This is a genomic window from Vibrio sp. 1580 (assembly GCF_033340055.1).
Genome location: NZ_JAWOVT010000001.1, coordinates 614,989 through 633,939, shown reverse-complemented (window position 1 = coordinate 633,939; position 18,951 = coordinate 614,989). Strand labels below are relative to the sequence as shown.

Below are 18,951 nucleotides of genomic sequence, written 5' to 3'. Positions count from 1 at the left end.
TTTCATATAAAGCCTATGGAAGTGGACGTTGATGGATTATGTTTTGAACTAATTTTGGCCGCAGGCGTTGCGAATGCCATAGTCAGGTAGCAGATCGAAAATGACGTCTTCAATCAACGTGTCAAGTTTCTCTGTACTATCTAGATGTGGCATGGTGATAATATGAGCGACATCACCAGAATTAGCTAATGAGTGCTTTCGCCAGATGGGCTCTGATGGGCAAGGAAATACAACAGTATTGGAATTTTTGTTACGCCAAGCATTTATCCCTGCTTCTTGGAAGCGCTGCACTGTATATGCAGCCATGTCTAAGCAAAGCTGTACTTTGTCTTGCCAGTCTGAAAATGAATGACTTTTGATTGCAGTCCACATGAATAGGGCACTATGACCGTTTCTTGAGCCGCTGATGGTTTGATCGCGTGAAGAAATGTAATCAACCTCGACTGAAATCTGATCAACCATATGCCGCTTGGCAAGCACGATTCCACATGGGATCGGGGAGCCTATCATCTTATGGCCAGAGACGCTGATTGAATCAATACCATCTTCAAAGGAGTGGGGATGTGGTTTTTCAACAAATGGCATGATCATTCCACTTAATGCGGCATCTGCGTGAATATAGTAGTTCTCTCTCTCTAAACCTATTGCTGCGATATCGTGCTGAATGCGCTTAATATCATCTGTTGCACCACGCATAGTGGTTCCTATATTGGCAAAAATAATAGGGTTATTCTGTTTGTCTTTTTTTATTCGTTTGACAAGTTGATGATAATCTATCTCCCCATTGGACAATGAAGGGATTTTTCTAGATTTAATATTGAGTAATTTAGCGATCTTATCGACCGAGTAATGTGTTTCTTCAGAATAATAAATATAGCCGGTTGGAAATAGCTCGCGAGCTAAATAACATGAAAATAAGTTGCCTTCAGTGCCTCCATTTGAGATATACCCCCAGCTTTCTTGATGAGATATCTTAAATAGTTGGGAAAAAAAACGCATCACATCTTTCTCAAATTCAAATGAATTGAGTTTGTAATTACTCTCTTCCCTCCAATCACCACAGTTATTAATGGAGAATTTCATGAACTTGTCTAGTATCGAGTAATCAAAACTTGCAGATTCAGGATAGCCTACATTAAAGTATTGATTTTCCATGCAGTATAGCCAGAATTCATTGAGCCTATCTAGATCTTCATTGGATAGTTTCATTACGTTGCCTGTTGAGTCTTTTTAATGGGCTAAGGTACAGGTCACTACCATGTACACTTACACTTTGTGAGTAATTCGTACCCTGAGTAGAATCCTTCTCTATTTTATTTTTAAAACTGTCTACCGGGTAATACTTGGAGCTTAGTTGTTTCATGTGTCTAAGCTTGAAACTATTTAAAGTTAGTATTTAGTTTGAAAAATTTCAGTCTAATACCATCGTTTTTTCGGTTTTTATATTACTTTCTGTTATTATTTTCTTTGATAGAAATGTAAATGGCCTTCAAAGAATTATTATATTTTTCGAGTATTTTTCTGATATTTCAAATTTTTCCGTTGAGCTACGTTTTGTCTTTAGAAGTAAGTTTTTCAAGATAACCAACAGCGGTTTCGTTGTATGAGAAAAAGTCTTAGCGAACAGAGGATGGTTGACGTTACGGATACAAACTGGCGTCGACACTTCCCAATTATTTAAAGTCAATGTGTTTATATAAACGTTGCATCTTATGTCACATTGACCAAATTCTTATTGTTTTAGCTTTGCTTGAGAGATAGCCTCAAGTAACGTTTTTAATTTATCTAATTAATAATAATAAGCTTTTTGTTGCAAATGATTATCGTTTGCAAAATAATGGCACCTAACCGATGAATTGTCAACAAAGTGAAAGCTGATGAGTGATTTAACACCAATGCAGGCCGCATGTTGGTTTGGAAGAGAAGCTAATGCCAAACTTGGCGGTGTTGCATCCCACCTTTACACCGAATTCGATGGCGAGAACATCAACTTAGAGAAGCTCAATTTAGCTCTAGTAAGTTTGTACCACAGACATGAAATGCTAAGACTTAAAGTTGATGAATTCGGCCTTGGTTCTATCGTAGATGTGCCCAACCATAGCCTGTTAGAAATCGACGACTTTAGCCTGCTATCTAAAGATGAGCAGAATCAAGCATTGAGTCGTAAGAGAGATAAGTGGGCCCATCAGATGCTTGATTTGACTCAAGGTCAAGCGGCAAAGTTCTCCGTGAGTTTACTATCAGATGGTGCATTTCGATTACATATCGATACCGATATGATTGCTATAGACCCAGATAGCTGTCGTATTTTAATTGAAGATTTTGCAAAGCTTTACGAGGGCGTTCCTTTAAAATTCATCGATCATTTGACCTTTTTCACTTGGCATGATTTAGCGAAAACCGATCCAGACCTAAAGTTACAACGAAAGGCTGATAGGCAGTGGTGGAAATCTCAGTTAGCAAGTATTGCTCCAGCGCCTTCATTGCCACTACCAGACTACAATCCCAGTCAATTTGAAAGCCATCATTATTCAGCTCGGCTTGAACCTGAGCAGCGAAAAGCTCTTTTATCTGTTGCCCGACAACACTTGATAACACCCGCAAATCTGATGCTGGGTTTGTTTGCAAGAGCATTAGGTAAAGCAACCGGAGATACCGCGTTTAGAATTAACGTCCCTACATTTTGGCGTCCCCCAATTGTTGAAGGCACAAATGATTTAGTAGGGGACTTCGTTAATTTTGTCGTTCTCAGTGTAGATATGAATGGTTCTAAAACTCTCATTGATTTTTGCCACCTAGTCGCTATTAAAATGTCGTCGCTACTTGGGCATAGTCGTTATGATGGTGTGAATGTAATGCGAGATCTTTCGGTACATCATGGCAGTGCGCAGCTTGCACCGATCGTTTTTACATCGGCAATTGATTTACCTAGTGGTGACCTATTCTCCCGTCGAGTCCACAAGCATTTTGGCAAGATGAACTGGACTATTTCGCAAGGCTCTCAAGTCGCGCTTGACTCCCAGGTTGTGAGTATTGATGGCGGTATCATGATCAATTGGGATGTTCGGCACGAAGCCTTGCCAAAGGAATGGACGTCGCCGATGTTCGAGCACTTTGTCGCTTTGACGAAAAGTGTTATTTCTGACCCGAGCTTATTGGTTGCCCCGTTGGAAAACTTACAAACGAAACTGATTTGCCAAACGTGTTTAACAGCAGAGCTGACCCCGATGCAGCGAGCCTATTTACTAGGTAGGACGACACAAATGCCTCTTGGAGGCGTTGCAATGCAAGAGATGTTGGAGTACCGAGGTGTGCTTTCAGCAGTGTGTATTCGTCGTCGATTGTCGAAAATGGTGGCCAACTATCCAAGCCTGAGGAAGTTTATTGATAGCAAGTCACTCAAGTTACGTGTAAGTAAATGCCCACAACTTAACTTAAATCATGTGGATTTAAGTCAGTTGAAAACAGATATGGTGGAGGAGGAACTGGGACGTTTTAGATATAGATATAGCCATGAAATCTTTGATTTAGAACAGCCGTTATGGAATATCACGACTTTTACTCTCCCTGACGCTAAAACTCACGTTTTTGCTCGTTTTGATGCATTGATTCTTGATGCTCGCTCTATCGCATCTTTGTTGGTGGAACTATTTGAGGGAGAGGCACCATCCATTCCCCGCATTGATAATGAACCTAACGGTGAAGACGTGATAACTCAACGCGCCAAGGACGAAAAATATTGGATGAATAAACTGTCTACTGTTGAAGGGATAATGCGCTTCCCTTGGCATAAATCGCTCGAGTCGATCTCTTCGTCTAGATATAAGAGGCAGAGTCTCGAAATTGGTAAAGATACAATGGAAAAGCTAGTCCGAGTAGGCGGGAAACACGGGTTATACAAGAATACGGTGATGATGTCAGCTGCGATGGAAGCACTGTCTTCTCTTGTCAGTGATGGCAAGCTGTGTGTGGCCGTTCCAGTATTACCGATGATAAGTACATCTTATGCAAGTGAATCGACTTTTATTGCTTTGCAGTGGGATACTAGTCAAAACGAATTTCTTCAACGAGCACAGGCATTGCAAGCAGATATGTTAGAAGGCCTAGAGCACCTCTCATTTTCTGGTGTGGATTTAGCGCGTACGTTATTTGATAGATGCAGGCCAGGGCCGACACTTCCTATCGTCATCACCAATGGTTTGTCTTGGCCTGCGTTAAGTGACAATGCACCGATGACACTTCAACGTGGTTTAACACAAACTCCCCAAGTAGCTATCGACGTACGCTTTGTCGCACAGGCAGGGGGCTCAATCATGTTTAGTATCGATTATGCCAGTGAAGCGGTTGTGGATGAGTTAGTGAAACTGATATTGGATCGTATTGACATGATTTTTAATCACATGATTCAAACTTCTAAATTTGAAGTCGTATTGAATAAACAATTATCACCTGATGAATCAAGAGTCATAGAACTATTGGACTCACCTCCCAAGGAAGCCAGTACTGTTGATTCAACAAAGCAGATTATTTTTGATATCTACTGCAGAGTTATTGGTCGGAAAGCAGACGACGATATCGATGAAAATATGCTTTTCGCTCAGTTGGGACTTCGGCCTAATCATCTAAAAGAGATCAGTAACGAACTAAAAAAAGCCTTGCCGGTGGAGTTGCCAGTGAAGCAGCTCATACGTTGCAAAGACGCAAACGATGTAACAGCACTCGCTCTGCAACAAGGATTGTAGGCTGCGCTCTGATCGTTTTGTTCAATTATAGACGTGAAATGAGTTTACCAAAGAAAGATGGAGACTAGTAAGAAGAACCTAGTTGAGCCTGCTGCTTAGGTTTTTAGAACGTTAGAATATTTTTATCTCATATCAAGGAGAAAAAGTGAATATAACAATAAAAGATATCGTTGGTGTTGGCATAGGGCCATTTAACCTAGGGCTTGCCGCTTTGAGCTCTCATCATTCTGAGCTCGACGTTGAGTTTATTGAGCGCAGGCAAGAGTTTAATTGGCATAGTGGTATGTTGCTTCCAGGAGCGACCTTACAAGTTCCTTTTTTGGCCGACCTTGTCACTATGGCAGATCCCACTCATCCTCTGAGTTACTTAAACTATCTTAAGCAACACGATCGCTTGTACCAGTTTTACTATTATGAAACTTTTCTTGTTCCACGGAGCGAATACAACCATTATTGCCAATGGGCCGCAGGACAGCTAGAAAACTGCTCATATGGTGAAAATGTGGTGGATGTAAGATACTCAGAAGAGCACGAGTGTTTTGTAATTCAAAGTCAATTGAACAGCGGGCAAGTTAGGACGAGGTATAGTCGAGATTTAGCGATAGGTGTTGGAACTGTTCCTTGGTTGCCCAATTGGGCCAAAAATGCAAATCATACTTTGATTCAACACTCTGCGGAGTTTGCTCATATGCGTGAGCAATTAGCAAAGTTTAATAGTGTTACGGTAGTAGGATCTGGGCAAAGTGCCGCGGAATGCGTACTCAACTTATATCGTGATTTAAGTCCTGAGCAAATTGATGCCGGAGTAAGGATTAACTGGGTCACTCGTTCTGCTGGTTTCCATCCCATGGAAGCGTCTAAGTTGGGACAAGAGTGCTTTACACCAGCATATATGGACTACTTTCAAACTCTTTCTCGCGAAAAACGTCGTCAAATCGTTGAAGGGCAGGGGCAGCTCTATAAAGGCATAAGTGGATACACTATCGCAGAGATTTTTGATCTTCTGTATGAGCGATCCATTGGAGGTCATGAGCCTGGATTAAGCTTGTACTCTAATAGCCAAGTAAATGAGGTCGAAGTAACCGAACGCTCTCAGTCAATCAAAGTGAGGTGTTATCAATCACAGCAAGACCGAGCTTTTTCTCTTGATACTAATGCAGTTATTTGTGCAACTGGGTATGCGCATCAGTGGCCTAAATGGCTGGACGAGTTAAAAGGCTTGGTGCTAGCCACTGATGAATATGGTGATTTGATAGTTGAGCCTAACTTTGTTGCTCAGCGTTGTGACCAAGGTATTGGACGTGTCTTTGTTCAAAACCCGGAGACTTTCCAACATGGTGTTGGTGGACCAGATCTAGGTATTGGCGCATACAGAAATGCTTCAATCGTAAACCAAGCTTTGGGGCAGAACGTTTATCGACTGCCAGAAAAATCTGCTTTCCAGACTTATGGTACTCCAGTGGCAAACTAGCGATCTTTGACAAAAAAGAGGACATGCATTTTAAACGCAGGTCCTCTTTATGGGCCACCTTAAAGATGACCAGTTGGTTAAGTAAACTATTACTCTGCAACTTCAATTGATAAGGCTCTCAAACAATCAAGCATCATTTCTGGGTGCTCAGTAACATAGAAATGGCCTCCTTTGACAACAAGATGCTCAATCACGTTATTGCACCAAAGCTTCCATTCCTCCACTTCTGAATAGTAGGCTTCTTGATCTTTATCTCCCGAAACCAAAAGAGTGGGGACAAAAAGCCGCGCATCTCTATGTGGTGGTGATGAAAAAAGATACTGCTCTGTGGCGGTAAAGTCTGCTCGTAAAGCCGGAAGAAATATTGGCCACCATTGCGGGTTATCAGCAAGACTTATATCGCATCCTCCCATTTCGATTAGATTAGTAATGAAGGTTGTATCATCACATTCGCCGAGTAGTCTTCGACCTTTAATATGAGGTGCTTGGCAACCAGAGATGATAAGACCTCTAGGGGAGTGACCTTGGAGCAAGAGTTTTCTGCTTGCCTCGTAAGCGACTTGCGCTCCCATACTGTGACCAACAATGATTGTGTTTTCTATGGGGATACGGCTTGCCAACAGGGCTTGAACCATTTCTTCGGCTAATGATTCGATACTTTCAAGAGTAGCGTCATCAATTCTGGTTTCTCTGCCAGGGTAAAGCATGATTGATACGGATTCTTTGGATAGATTCAGATTCCGCCAAGCCCTAAAGCTGCCACTGCCACCGCCTGCAAAGGGGCAAACAATATAGTGTGTATCCTGATGCGTGCCAGAAGAAGCAATCGCGATTAATGGACTCATCATGAAATTCCTTGAGGCGTTGTTGATTTACACTTATCCATAATGAGAGCGAGAGTTTCAAGCGAAGGATAGCGATACAATACAGATAATTTGATTGGATAACCCGCTTGGTGGCAATGTTTAAGTACTTCAATTGCTGCGTAGGCGTCTCCTCCCATTTGGAAAAAATCACTCGACTTGCAGAACTCATGCACGCCGAGTACCTTGCGCCAAATTTCGGCTAACTTATGTTCACTGGATGTGACAAGTGGTTGATCTACAGCAGACGATTTGTTCTTTTTACGGCTTGTCATTTGAGAGAGAGTTTTGTGGTCGACTTTGCCGTTTGCCGTTAACGGCAATGCGTCTAGAAACACTATTCTATGAGGAATCATATAGTTAGGTAGTTGATCGCTCAGTAGGTTTTGTACTTCATTTGTGTCTAGTCGCTTGGCGTTTTCTTGTTCAGGATCAAGGACGATAAATGCTGCGAGAGTCTTATCTTGCTTACCTACAGCGATGGCGATCGCACGTTGTACTTGGGGAATGTTGTTGAGTGCAACTTCGATTTCACCCAGTTCAATTCGATATCCACCTATTTTTACCTGTTTATCTCTGCGTCCCAAAAACTCAAGGGTGCCATCAGGCCAATAACAACCCATGTCCCCAGTTCTATACCAAGCACAGCCATCAATATGTAAAAACTGCGCTTGAGTTTTTAGCTTATCGTCAAAATAACCAAGAGCGACGCCATCTCCACCAATCCAAAGTTCTCCAGCAACCCAATCTGGGCAATCGCGTCCGAAGTCATCAACTACACGATATTGTTGTCGCGGAAGAGGGTAGCCATAAGGAATAGAACGCCATTCTGGTGGTACATGTTGGACATCAAAGACATTCGACCATATTGATGCTTCAGTGGCTCCTCCCATCGCGATAAATTTCCCGTCAGGTCGATACTGACGATAGCGGTCTGGTAAGTCTAATCCGATCCAATCTCCAGAAAGCATTGTTAAGCGCAGTTCAGAAGGCGCAGAGGACCTAAAGCTAGACGCATAAGTCAATAACATATCGAAAAGTGCAGGTACGCTGTTCCACATGGTGACGTTATTCTTCTCTATGACTCGACACCAAGCTCTTGGGTCTCTTCTTTCAGACTCATTCACTAGTACTATTGCACCTCCGGCAGAGAGTAGACCAAAAATGTCATATACAGAGAGATCAAAATGGAGAGCAGAAAGAGCTAATACTCGATCATTGCTATTGATTTGGTAACGCTGATTGAGGGCTATACAGGTATTTAGGGCGCCTTGGTGAGAGATGACAACTCCCTTCGGTGTGCCAGTTGAGCCTGAGGTATAGATAATATAAGCAGGCTTATTCGGCTCAATTTCTGGTGAAGCGGTCATTGGTATGCTCTTAATTGTTGCTTGCCAATCTAAATACGATAATTGGCTAGATAGCATTGAGTCCTTTGCATCAGACTTATCTGTAAGAACTACGTTTATACCAGCGCATTGGTAAATACCCTCGCGCCTTTCTTGTGGCTGATCGAGTGAAACTGGCACATAAACAGCACCAGCGTATAATATGCCTAATACAGCGACGATTTGGCCGACTCCTTTGTTCATACTCACAGCAACCCTATCCCCAGGTGCAACTCCAGCCTTTGCTAGCGCCCCTGCGCAGCTTTGCGCATAGCTTGCTAAAGTCTGATAGCTGAGAGACTCATGACCATGAATAACCGCTATTGCGTTTGGGAAGGTCTCAACGTTTTTCCAAAAACCATGATGAAGTAAGCCTTCTGGCAATTTGTGGGCTTCAGATGAGTTGAACGCATTACGAGTAGAAATTTGATTTTCTGGTAGCAAGATTGGTAGGGAGTGTGTCCAATCACTGTCTCTTTGACTGAGAGAGTCAAGGAGACCTGTGTAGCTAACCAACATTTCTTGGATCATATTTTTTGGGAATAGTGCATCATGGCTATCCCAATACAGAACAAGTTCGTCTTTCTTTAACTCCGCATGTAACGATAGCCAAGTATTGGCTGATTGGCGGCACCCCCACAACTCTCTTCGATTGGTTTCTGTAAGCTGGCTAGAGAAAGCGATATTGGCGGGGGCGCGATGAGCGTCTGAAAGCCGAGATAGCTGATGAACAAGTGAAAAAATAGGTTTCAGTTGACGAGGGTACGTGTGTTTGAAGTGTTTTTGGTTTTCTCGAACAAGAGAAAGAAAACTATGACCGAAACCAGATAAGTTGGCAAGTAGAGGCTGCGTGAATTGGCCGATAATCCCCTTTGTTCTATTTTTGGGGCTAGTATCAAACCTTAACATGAAAGTCTCTTGATGCCCCCATTGAGATAAAACTGCAGCAAAAATGGTCGCCAGCGTTAGCTCTGGTGTTACGCTATGATTTTTGCTTCTTGTTGCTAGCTGTTGCCACTTTTCAGACGGAATACTCACAGTTCGTCTGCTTATGCCTGTCTCAGACAATTTGTCTGGTTCACAAACTGTTGGGAGGTTTACGGACTTAGGTAGTTTTAATATATGTTCTTCCCATTCGGAAGAACTAAAAGTCATGCTTGTTAACTCGCTAGTGACCAAATCGTGATGTGCAGTGAGAGCTTCTGTTTGGCAGGAAAATGAGGGTAGGTTTCCTGCTAACATTTGATCCAGTTGTTCAAAAAATATCGAAACACTTTGCGTATCAACAACGACAGAGTTGAAGCGAGCATGAAGCCGAATTCTATTTAGTGGCAATAGACTAATTGAGATGCAGAGAATCGCTTGTGAATTACTTTTGATTAGCGCGGTACGAGTAAGTGCCAGTTGCTTTTCTATTTCTTCTTCCGATACCTCGCTTAACTCGTTCACATTGAACGCTTTAGTGTAGTTATTTTTAGCAATATGTAAGTAAAAATCATCACTGATTCTGGCATGCAGCATAGGGTGATGGTTTATAAGTGTTACGAGACAACGTTCTAGTGCTTCCTTTGATGTATCATTGTATTCGAATTCTTGATAGATAAAGTTGGTGATGGCTTGCTGTTCACTACGTTGCCTTTGGGTCGATAACTGCCAGCTTTGATAAGAAGTTAAGGGCAATATTGTGTTATTGCTAGGAGATAAATACTTGCTTTGGTTCATTGTGAATTCTCGTAAATAGCCAAGTGGAGGAGTGAACCCCCTAAGATGGAAGCCTAAGGGGGCGGTGAGAGGGATTAGAAATCCGCAGTAGCTGACAGCATCACTGTGCGTGGTGCGCCTAGAGCTAGGTCCGCATAGTGGGTGGTTGTCCAGTAATCTTCATCCAGGACATTGTTTACGCTAAGGCGCCAAACCACGCTTGTTTCAGCAATTTTTGAGTTGTAGCGTGCGCCAAGATCAAGAATAGTCTGTGCAGGTAATGCCTGAGTGTTTTGTGCATCAATGTACTGTTCAGACATATAGTTCGCTTGGCCGATAAGCGTGAGATCACGCATCGCAGGGAGGTTCCATTCTAATGCGAGTTTAGCTTGTAAATCGGGTAGCTTAGTTGCTTGTTTCCCCTCCTCTGTCACATCTGTTGCTTTTGTAATCTCTGCATCTGTATAGGCGATACCACCGATGAGCGTATAGTCCTTTGATAGTGTGCCGTAGAACCCCCATTCAATACCGCGATTGCGCTGTTCACCACCGAAAGAAAAAATGTTGGTATCCGGATCTTGGTACCCATTTGGCTTTTTAATCTCAAATAAACTGAACGTATGAGCAAAGCCGTCCAGGTCAAGCTTCACGCCTGCTTCAGTCTGTTTGGTTTTTTGGGGTTCAAAAGCCTCTCCTGCGTTTGCGGCGCTAGAGCCTGCTGTTTTCCCATTCGTTAAGCCTTCGGTGTAGTTACCATAAAGCGAAACTGAGCTCGAAACTTTGTATAATGCTGCAAGTGCGGGAGTGTAAGTACTTTCCTTAAACTTGGTGGTAGGAAGCGACATTCCGTTCATTATTATTCCAGATTCATAATCAATGCTCTGGTAACGCAAGCCGAGCGTGATTTGATATTTCCCATCAACAAAAGATAACGTATCGGCAATGCCATAGCTGACCTGAGTTGAATCGACAGGTAAACCATAGTAGTTGTCGTAAACTGAATTTTCTGGTCCCCAAACAGGATCATAAATATTCGAGTTCCAAGGGGCTGGATTATTATTACCTGTTGGAGAATCATTTTTATCTTCTCTAAAGTAAGTACTATTCAGTACAAGGTGGTGTTCTACTGGGCCAATGTCAAAGTTGCTACGAACACCTATCTCACCTGAAGTTCGTTTGTTCTCAAGCTTAACTGATCCGAGAGATACCTCTAGGTTACCCTCGTTATCGATGATTTTGATTCGTTGCGGTACATTTGAATGAAAATCTGTACGGCTACCACCCAATGCGCTGTATACAGTTACAGAGTCACTAACGTTTAGCTCCCCGCGAATCATCATCCCTTTATCTTCGCTATCATTGTAGGCCCAACTTGGCGTCAATAATGTGTCAGATGGAGGAGGTGATGGGATTTTGAGACCAGAAGCGATGCTTAACCCACGGTTTGCACCTTCAACTCGCTCTGTACTGTAGTAAAAATCTGCTTCAAGGAAAGCAATGTCATTACGCCAATCAAGGCTTAATGATGCAAGTTGAGTTTTTTTGCTTTGGTTGTTTATCGCGGTGTCTCCATCTTTAAATGCACCGTTGAAACGAATACCAAATTCTTCATTTGTACCAAAGCGACGTCCAATATCGATATGTCCTCCGAATTGAGTGTCCGATAAGTAGCTGCCGGTGAAAGATGTGATTGGTGTTTCTTGTGCTCTTTTTGTCACTAAGTTGATGGTGCCACCAACAGATCCATTCGGTGGCATACCGTTGAGCAAAGAAGCAGGACCTTTAAGTACATCAATACGTTGATACATTTCAGGAGAGGTTCGGTAATAAGGAGCGATACCATACAATCCATTAAACATAACGTCGCTAATGTCTGAGTTGAAACCTCTTACTTTGAAACTTTCTTTGTTTAAGCCGGTTTCACCGCTGGTGAAAACAGAGGGATCAGAAGCTGAGATTACATCTGAGATATCGCGTGCTTGTTGGTCTTGAATGTGTTTTTCTGTGTATCCAATCGTATTGAAAGGCGTTTCCATGAAGTTTTTGTCGCCAAGCATTCCCATATTACTCGCGTGAGAAACTTTGCCAGCGGCATAAACTCTGTTTGCTTCACCATAAACTGTCATTGATTCATCTACGACTTCTTCAGCTTGAGCGATACTAATTGGTACGACAAAAGTACTAAATTGAAGTGAAATAAAGAGGGCGATATGACACGGGCTTGGTTTGTTTTTCTGTGAAGAGTCCATCGCTATCTGATGATAGTCATGAGTCATTATAGATTCCTTTTCTTTGTTTGGGCTAGCTCACATCCGTTCTGACGTCGGTTGAGTGTTGAATTACTTAAGATCCAACTCATTGTTATTAGATTTAGCTTTGGTAACCTTTTAGGATGTCATCAATTATGATTTTCAGAGATGTGATGCTTGCTGAAGTGATGTACCAAGCATCGGCATCAACAAAAACGACGTTGTCGTTTTTCCATGCTTTGGTTTGACGGAGTAGCGGGTTTGCTAAGTGTTCCGCATCAATGACAGGCTTTCCTTCCATTACTGCTGTTCGATCAATGATGTAAAGAATGTCTGGATCAGCTTGGCTAATGAACTCGCTAGAAATTGGCTGACCATGCAAACCTGTCTCCACTTTTTCACTCGCTGCTTTTACCCCCAGAACATCGAAAACGAAGCCATAACGAGACTCAACGCCAAATGAGCTGAAAGCACCATTGTTATGCATGACAACCAAAGCTTTTTCTGAACGCTCTTTCGTAACAGCGCGCACTTCTGCGACTTTTGCATCGATTTCGGCAACTTTCTGTTGGGCTAGCTCTTGCTTTTCAAAGATCTCACCAAGCTCTACAAGGTGTTTCTTAATGGTATCGACGTGATGGTCACGACTATTACGGTAGCTGATGTCAAAATGTAAAGTCGGAGCGAGTTGAGAGAGTTCTTCATACTGATTAGCATGTAGCGGAGTCATCAATACGAGATCTGGTTTTAGGGCATAGATCTTTTCCATATTAGGCTGAACTATCGCACCAAGATCCGCTATCTCAGGTGTGTCTTTGTATTTCGCTAGAAAGTGAGGAACAAAGTCTTTCACCATTCCTGAGATTGGAACATTTAGCTGATCTAAAAAGTCCACTTCGTTCATATCTAATGCTGCCACTCGTTGAGGGCGATGAGAAATAGTAGTTGCTCCGAGATTGTGTTCAATCACGATGAGCTTTTCTAATGGCTGAGTATCTTCAATTTTAGTTATTTCCGGCTCGCAACCTGATAAGGTTCCTAGAGCGCAGCAAGCAAGCACGATACTCAAACGTAGGGGGCTCTTAAACATGGGGTATTTCCTTTTTGTCAGTGAGTTGTCTTTAAACAGGCGAGTAACAGTTTTCATATTTGGCTTCTTGCTCTTATCGTGATGGCTAGGAAATATCCCCCACAAAGGACATTCACCAAAATAGAGACGGTGGTTTTAAAGTTAAATAAGTGCTCTACCAGAAGTTGACCAGACAAGAACATGACAATTGCAATAGCACAAGCAACGAGCAATATGTGTCTGTAGTTCGGTGCGCTAGTAATGGAATAAGCAATATTGGCAATAAAAATTCCCATAAAAGCCGTTGGGCCAATCAAGCTCGTCGAAATTGCTACCAAAATGGCGATTACAGCAAAGAACTTTGGTACATATTGCTTATCATTTAGTCCTAATGACATCGCTTGGTCTCGACCTAGACCTATCACATCTAGCTCGCGTGACCATCTGTTAGCAAAGAGTGCCAAAACGCTTAACGCAATACTGGAAAAAAGTAACGTAGAAGGTTTCGCTCGCTCAAACGAGGTATAGCTGAATCCTTGAAGGATAGAGAATTCTCCAGGGCTTATTCTGAGCTGGATAAATTGAGCAAGAGTTGTCAGCACCATTGTCAAAACAAAGCCAATCAGCAGAACTTGGTGCATGTCATGTTTAAATCTATTGAGTACCCAAGATTGAATCGCTAAGGAATACAACAGAATGAGTATTGCAGAGACAGCGAAATTACCGACAACGCCTAATGTAGCGATGCCAGAAGTGCCCGCTAGTAATAAGAGTAGGGTTTGCCAAACCAGATAAACCGACTCATATCCCATAATGGATGGCGTAAGAATACGATTACCAGCCAAAGCTTGGAAAATAACAGCAGAGATGGCCACGCAGCTGCCCCCAATAACTATGGCACCAAGTTTAATCAGTCTCTTGGGGATGACGTAATCAAAATCCCACCCAGAGCTTGTAAAGATAAAGGCGATAGATAGTATGCAAACGAGTATAATGCTCACTCGCATGTTTGAGTAATGTGATCTCATACTCGTGCTCCTTTCAAAAGAAACACAAGAAACATAACTCCCCCGATAGCACTGGCTGTTAATCCAATTGGGACTTCAAAAGGAAAGGCAACAACTCTGCCTATGACATCGCAAAAAATAAGTAACGAAGCGCCGCCTAGTGCAACGATTGGTAGGGTATTTTTAAGGTGATCGCCATATTTTAGTGCGACTAGGTTAGGTATGACTAAACCGATAAAATGAATGGCACCTACGGTCACCACTGTTATAGCAACTGTCACGGAAACTAGCATTAGACCCAAGGCGGCAGTGAACGCAATATTAATTCCTAAGTTGGACGCAACATCTTCGCCCATTCCCATCACAGTAAACTTATGTGCATATAAGTAAGTCAGTAGGGTGATGGGTAAAATCAAGAAAATTATTTCATAGTGTTCTTGGACCACTTTGGAGAGATCTCCCATTAACCAACCGGACATACTCTGTAAGATGTTGTTTTGATAAGCATAAAACTCCGCTATGGCACTTAGTACACTACCAAACATAAGCCCAATCACAGGTATTAACGCAGAGTTACTGAATTTAATTTTTCGTACGATGGCAATGTAGATAAGGCCAGCGGCGAAGCAAAATAGTACGGCGAAGAGCATACGTTCAAGCTTGTCTGAGGATGGAAGCATGACGATAGATACCAAAATACCGAGCTTTGCCGCATCGATACCGCCTGTGGTGCCCGGCTCAACAAAACGATTTCTAACAATATGTTGAAGAATAACACCACATATTGCGAGACCAGATCCGGTAAGAATTAGTGCGATTAGCCTTGGTAATCTGCTAGCAGTAATCGGTAGCCAAGCTTTGTCATCCATGGTCAGCAATAACGACCAATCTAGTTGGTTTGCGCCGACGAAAATTGAAGTTAAGCACAATAAAGTAAATGTGATAATTATCCGAGTATTCATGAAAAACGTGCCCCGAAACAAAAAGGCAAAGAGTTGCAATTAGTTTCTAGTTGGAATAAAAGTGGGGAGGAATACGCATAATGGATACTTTTTACTGAGATGAAGTCCAATTTCAATAAATCATAACCAAGGTTTTCTTTAATAAACAATACGATCACAACTTAATTCTCAAAATGTTGTCAGAGCCACTTTACAACTTAAAATTTAACGGATTAATTCGTCAGTTAACTCGGATTAGCTGACAAAAAACTCCCTTTTCAACTCAATATAATTATTGGCTTGACGTGAAATGCAAATCTAAATGATAATCAATCCTATCACCATTATTGTCGATGTGTAAGCAAATTAACACATAATCCTAAAAAATCAGGTCGCTAACATGTCAAGCGGCCAAGTAAGAGTTAGATTTTATATGAACAACGTCACTAAAGAGCCTAAAGTCCTACTTCCAATCGGCGAATATGAAGAGCAAGTTTGGATGCGACAGCTTCAAGATTCACAGAGTATTGAATGGAGGGTTTTTTGCTATATTATTGATAAAAAAAGCAAAAACGTTCTAATTGAACGAGCGTTACACAAGCTTGTTTTAGTCGATATGCGATTAAACCTTCGATACGGATTATCTGAAGACTTTGAGTTAGAGAAGTGGCATCTATCGGAAGAAAGCCAGTTCATTGACACTTTAGATTTAGCCAGTAAGCAGTTGCCAGAGTTGATCAAAGCAATGAAAATGCGCGAGTGGGACCCAGAGTCTCAGTCGCCATTTAGAGTAGTTATTTTACAAACTGAGCAAGAGAAGTATTTGTTTATTGTTACTCATCCGATATTAGAACCACATATTAACAATACAACTATCATTAATTTATTAAGTGTTAACTACGAAGCTTTGAATAACCACTCTTATTGTGCTGGTTTTAATCCGAAAGGTATAGATATCGCTCAGTTTTATTACCATGATGACTCTGAAAGTAATATTGAAGAAATAATATTAGCTGAATTTAGGGATAGTCTCGATGACCCTGATGTTGAATTAGATGACGACTTTTTTGAAATTGGTGGGCACTCACTGTTGGCAACTAGAATTATTGGGAACCTAATGAATAATCATGGTATCGAAGTTAGCTTTAATGACTTCTTTAAATTTCCGAGCGTGAAAGCTCTTGCTCAGTGTGCTTCGGTGCCTCATCAGTCGCCGCTGTCAACGCCTTCAGAAGAACTCGAAATGCAGGAGGCAACGGTATCAAGTTGCTATCCATTGTCATTCGCACAACAATTCTTATGGGACGCACATGTTGCTACTGGCAAGTGTGCGATTTTTAATTTGCCATTCGCAATGCGATTTGATGGAGAAGTGGACGAGGAGTCATTTGAGCTCGCATTTTCAGATTTATTGATTCGCCACACTGGCCTCAGGAGTTTGTTTGTTGATGACGAGAGTGGCGTAGGGCAGCGTATAATTGATGAGAAAGACTTGCCAAATTACTCTTGGTTTTGGGGAAGCACAGACGCTGGTAATGCGAACTTGGCTTCTGAAGCGGCTTATGTGTTTGATGTATCTAAAGAGCTTCCTCTGCGCGTACGATTCTTTAGAGATAAGCAAACAGGAAAGCAGATATTGTCTTTTCTGATTCATCATATGATCATCGATGAGTGGTCATTAAATAGTTTGATGTCTGAGCTTTCAAATGCATACATGTCGAGAGTTCAAGGCTTAGAACCCGTTTGGACAAAACCGGCGCTTAGCGTCCATGATTATGCTGTCGCGCAGAAGAATCGTGGCGCAAGTCCAGAAGATCTGCGTTACTGGGTGGAGCATTTGCAAGACGCTACTCAAGGCCTCTGCCTGACCGAACATAAACCTGAGCAAAAGGCGTCTGTTATTAATGCAATTGAAGCAAATTGGATAGAAGTCGATTTAGGTTCACTCGCTCGTCAGGCTGTCTCTGCCTTAGCTAGAGAGTGCAACTCGTCTATTTTCAGTGTTATTTATTCTGCTATTGCACATGCTCTGCAGGACGCAGGAGACTTAAAGGACTTGGTGATTGGTACATCTGCATCAGGACGCGATGATGCAAAATACTTCGGCTCAGTCGGCTACTACACCACAATGGTCGCTCACCGAGTGGTATTTGACCCTGAGCAATCTTTTGTGAGGCTGATTGAACATGTAACTGAAATCATCAATGACTCTTTGCCCCACGCAACAGTGCCGATTGATATGGTTCAACGCGAGCTTGGTTTTGAGCCCAACAACGGATTATTGTTTGATGTGTATGCTCAGATTCATGCTGATAATGCATTGTATGGCTCACTACAAAATCCTCAGGGTGAATCGGTTTCGTACCAGCAAATCCTCCCAAATAAAACTGAGTCACTTTTTGGTTTACACTTTGAAATTATGGAAAACGTGGTCAACGAAGCGCGTAGTTTGCGCTTAATTGTTACTTATCAGACTGCTCGTTACAACGCTGAACAGGTTTCTAGCATTGGACAGAAAATGAAAGAAGTCCTCATCAGCCAGGCCGTACTTCAGGCAACACTAACCTAAAACGTATTATTGACAGTATTGCCATAGTAACGGCCAGTGAATGTCACTTGCCTAGTATGTCAATTTTTTAAGTCCCCAACATTAAAAGAGTTTACTTTCTAAGAAGTAGACTCATTGTTTTTAGTGGAAATCATGATGTCATTAGATAATCAAAGAATATTGCTTGTTGGAGCGGCAACTGGCATTGGTTTGTCAACTTTAGAACATTTACTGAACGCAGGTGCTCGAGTGCTCGTGGCAGATAAGCAAATAGACCTCTTGAATAAAAATACGCAAGTTTTGGCTCAAAGATACCCTACGCAGTTTGAATGCCGTTGGTTAGATCTAAACAATCAAAGCGGAATTGTTGAGATAGTGGAGTCTTGGCAGCAACAAGCTGCATTTGACCATTTAGTCTGTTGCGCTGGAGTGCTACATGTTGGAGCTCTCCATGAGTTGTCTATCGATGTGGTGAAGCAGACTTTTGAGATAAATACTTTTGGTGTCCTCGCATTAATGCAAACCCTTGCCAAGGGGATGAAATCTCAAGGCTCTGGAAGCATGGTGATTATTGGTTCTAATGCAGCTAATACACCAAGGAACGCGATTGGTGCTTATGGAGCCTCAAAAGCAGCGCTTCATATGATGGTGAAATGCATGGGAATCGAACTTGCTCAGTTTGGTATTCGCTGCAACATTGTCAGCCCAGGTTCAACAGATACGCCAATGCAAAGACAGTTGTGGACTGAAAATTATGCTGAGGCTGAAGTGATCGCGGGTGATTCAAGTCAGTTTAGGTTGGGCATCCCACTTGCAAAGTTGGCTCGACCAGAGGACATTGCTAACACTATTTTGTTTTTACTTTCGGATGCAGCAAACCATATCACGATGCATGACTTGCGAGTTGATGGAGGGGCAACCTTGGACAACTGAAAGAATACGCATTTCTTATGGTTTGGCGCATTTGGAAAG

11 protein-coding genes are annotated in these 18,951 nt (G+C 42.2%); 4 read left to right on the top strand and 7 right to left on the bottom strand.

The window, feature by feature from the left end:
• Positions 1–48: 48 nt before the first annotated feature.
• Positions 49–1,209: a histidine decarboxylase gene (locus R7093_RS02835; protein WP_047101770.1), complete on the bottom strand. Its 1,161-nt coding sequence runs from the start codon at positions 1,207–1,209 to the stop codon at positions 49–51.
• A gap of 668 nt (positions 1,210–1,877) precedes the next feature.
• Here R7093_RS02835 and R7093_RS02830 point away from each other — a divergent pair.
• Positions 1,878–4,742, top strand: coding sequence for a condensation domain-containing protein (locus tag R7093_RS02830; RefSeq protein WP_047101768.1), 2,865 nt, complete (start codon positions 1,878–1,880; stop codon positions 4,740–4,742).
• 145 nt (positions 4,743–4,887) lie between these two features.
• Entirely contained in the window at positions 4,888–6,213 is a 1,326-nt protein-coding gene (angU, locus tag R7093_RS02825) for an anguibactin biosynthesis histamine N-monooxygenase AngU (RefSeq protein ID WP_047101766.1), read from the top strand.
• A gap of 89 nt (positions 6,214–6,302) precedes the next feature.
• On the opposite strand, the gene R7093_RS02820 is transcribed toward angU, so the two are convergent.
• The 6 genes from R7093_RS02820 to R7093_RS02795 all read right to left on the bottom strand — a co-directional run bounded on the left by R7093_RS02820 (position 6,303) and on the right by R7093_RS02795 (position 15,452).
• Entirely contained in the window at positions 6,303–7,061 is a 759-nt protein-coding gene (locus tag R7093_RS02820) for a thioesterase II family protein (RefSeq protein ID WP_235429172.1), read from the bottom strand.
• Complete coding sequence (locus R7093_RS02815; RefSeq protein WP_047101763.1) at positions 7,058–10,186, bottom strand: non-ribosomal peptide synthetase; 3,129 nt, start codon at positions 10,184–10,186, stop codon at positions 7,058–7,060. Before R7093_RS02815 ends, R7093_RS02820 begins: the two co-directional genes overlap by 4 nt.
• Before the next feature lie 74 nt (positions 10,187–10,260).
• Entirely contained in the window at positions 10,261–12,441 is a 2,181-nt protein-coding gene (locus tag R7093_RS02810; RefSeq protein ID WP_005375288.1) for a TonB-dependent receptor, read from the bottom strand.
• Between the two features lie 94 nt (positions 12,442–12,535).
• A complete protein-coding gene (locus tag R7093_RS02805; RefSeq protein ID WP_031778891.1) occupies positions 12,536–13,504 on the bottom strand; it encodes a siderophore ABC transporter substrate-binding protein in 969 nt (322 codons plus the stop codon).
• 53 nt (positions 13,505–13,557) lie between these two features.
• Positions 13,558–14,511, bottom strand: coding sequence for an iron chelate uptake ABC transporter family permease subunit (locus R7093_RS02800; RefSeq protein WP_047101760.1), 954 nt, complete (start codon positions 14,509–14,511; stop codon positions 13,558–13,560).
• A complete protein-coding gene (locus R7093_RS02795; RefSeq protein ID WP_047101759.1) occupies positions 14,508–15,452 on the bottom strand; it encodes an iron ABC transporter permease in 945 nt (314 codons plus the stop codon). Before R7093_RS02795 ends, R7093_RS02800 begins: the two co-directional genes overlap by 4 nt.
• A 412-nt stretch (positions 15,453–15,864) precedes the next feature.
• On the opposite strand from R7093_RS02795, the gene R7093_RS02790 reads away from it, so the two are divergent.
• Positions 15,865–18,000, top strand: coding sequence for a condensation domain-containing protein (locus R7093_RS02790; RefSeq protein ID WP_047101757.1), 2,136 nt, complete (start codon positions 15,865–15,867; stop codon positions 17,998–18,000).
• Positions 18,001–18,135: 135 nt separating this feature from the next.
• The gene (locus R7093_RS02785; RefSeq protein WP_115386762.1) at positions 18,136–18,912 is read left to right on the top strand and encodes a 2,3-dihydro-2,3-dihydroxybenzoate dehydrogenase; all 777 of its coding nucleotides are present in this window, start codon (positions 18,136–18,138) and stop codon (positions 18,910–18,912) included.
• Positions 18,913–18,951: the final 39 nt, after the last annotated feature.

Bases quoted from the DNA above. Each gene is read 5' to 3' on its own strand.
- R7093_RS02820 (WP_235429172.1), bottom strand. From the start codon at position 7,061: ATGATGAGTCCATTAATCGCGATTGCTTCTTCTGGCACGCATCAGGAT.
- R7093_RS02800 (WP_047101760.1), bottom strand. From the start codon at position 14,511: ATGAGATCACATTACTCAAACATGCGAGTGAGCATTATACTCGTTTGC.
- R7093_RS02810 (WP_005375288.1), bottom strand. From the start codon at position 12,441: ATGACTCATGACTATCATCAGATAGCGATGGACTCTTCACAGAAAAAC.
- R7093_RS02815 (WP_047101763.1), bottom strand. From the start codon at position 10,186: ATGAACCAAAGCAAGTATTTATCTCCTAGCAATAACACAATATTGCCC.
- R7093_RS02785 (WP_115386762.1), top strand. From the start codon at position 18,136: ATGTCATTAGATAATCAAAGAATATTGCTTGTTGGAGCGGCAACTGGC.
- R7093_RS02795 (WP_047101759.1), bottom strand. From the start codon at position 15,452: ATGAATACTCGGATAATTATCACATTTACTTTATTGTGCTTAACTTCA.
- R7093_RS02790 (WP_047101757.1), top strand. From the start codon at position 15,865: ATGAACAACGTCACTAAAGAGCCTAAAGTCCTACTTCCAATCGGCGAA.
- R7093_RS02835 (WP_047101770.1), bottom strand. From the start codon at position 1,209: ATGAAACTATCCAATGAAGATCTAGATAGGCTCAATGAATTCTGGCTA.
- R7093_RS02805 (WP_031778891.1), bottom strand. From the start codon at position 13,504: ATGTTTAAGAGCCCCCTACGTTTGAGTATCGTGCTTGCTTGCTGCGCT.
- R7093_RS02830 (WP_047101768.1), top strand. From the start codon at position 1,878: ATGAGTGATTTAACACCAATGCAGGCCGCATGTTGGTTTGGAAGAGAA.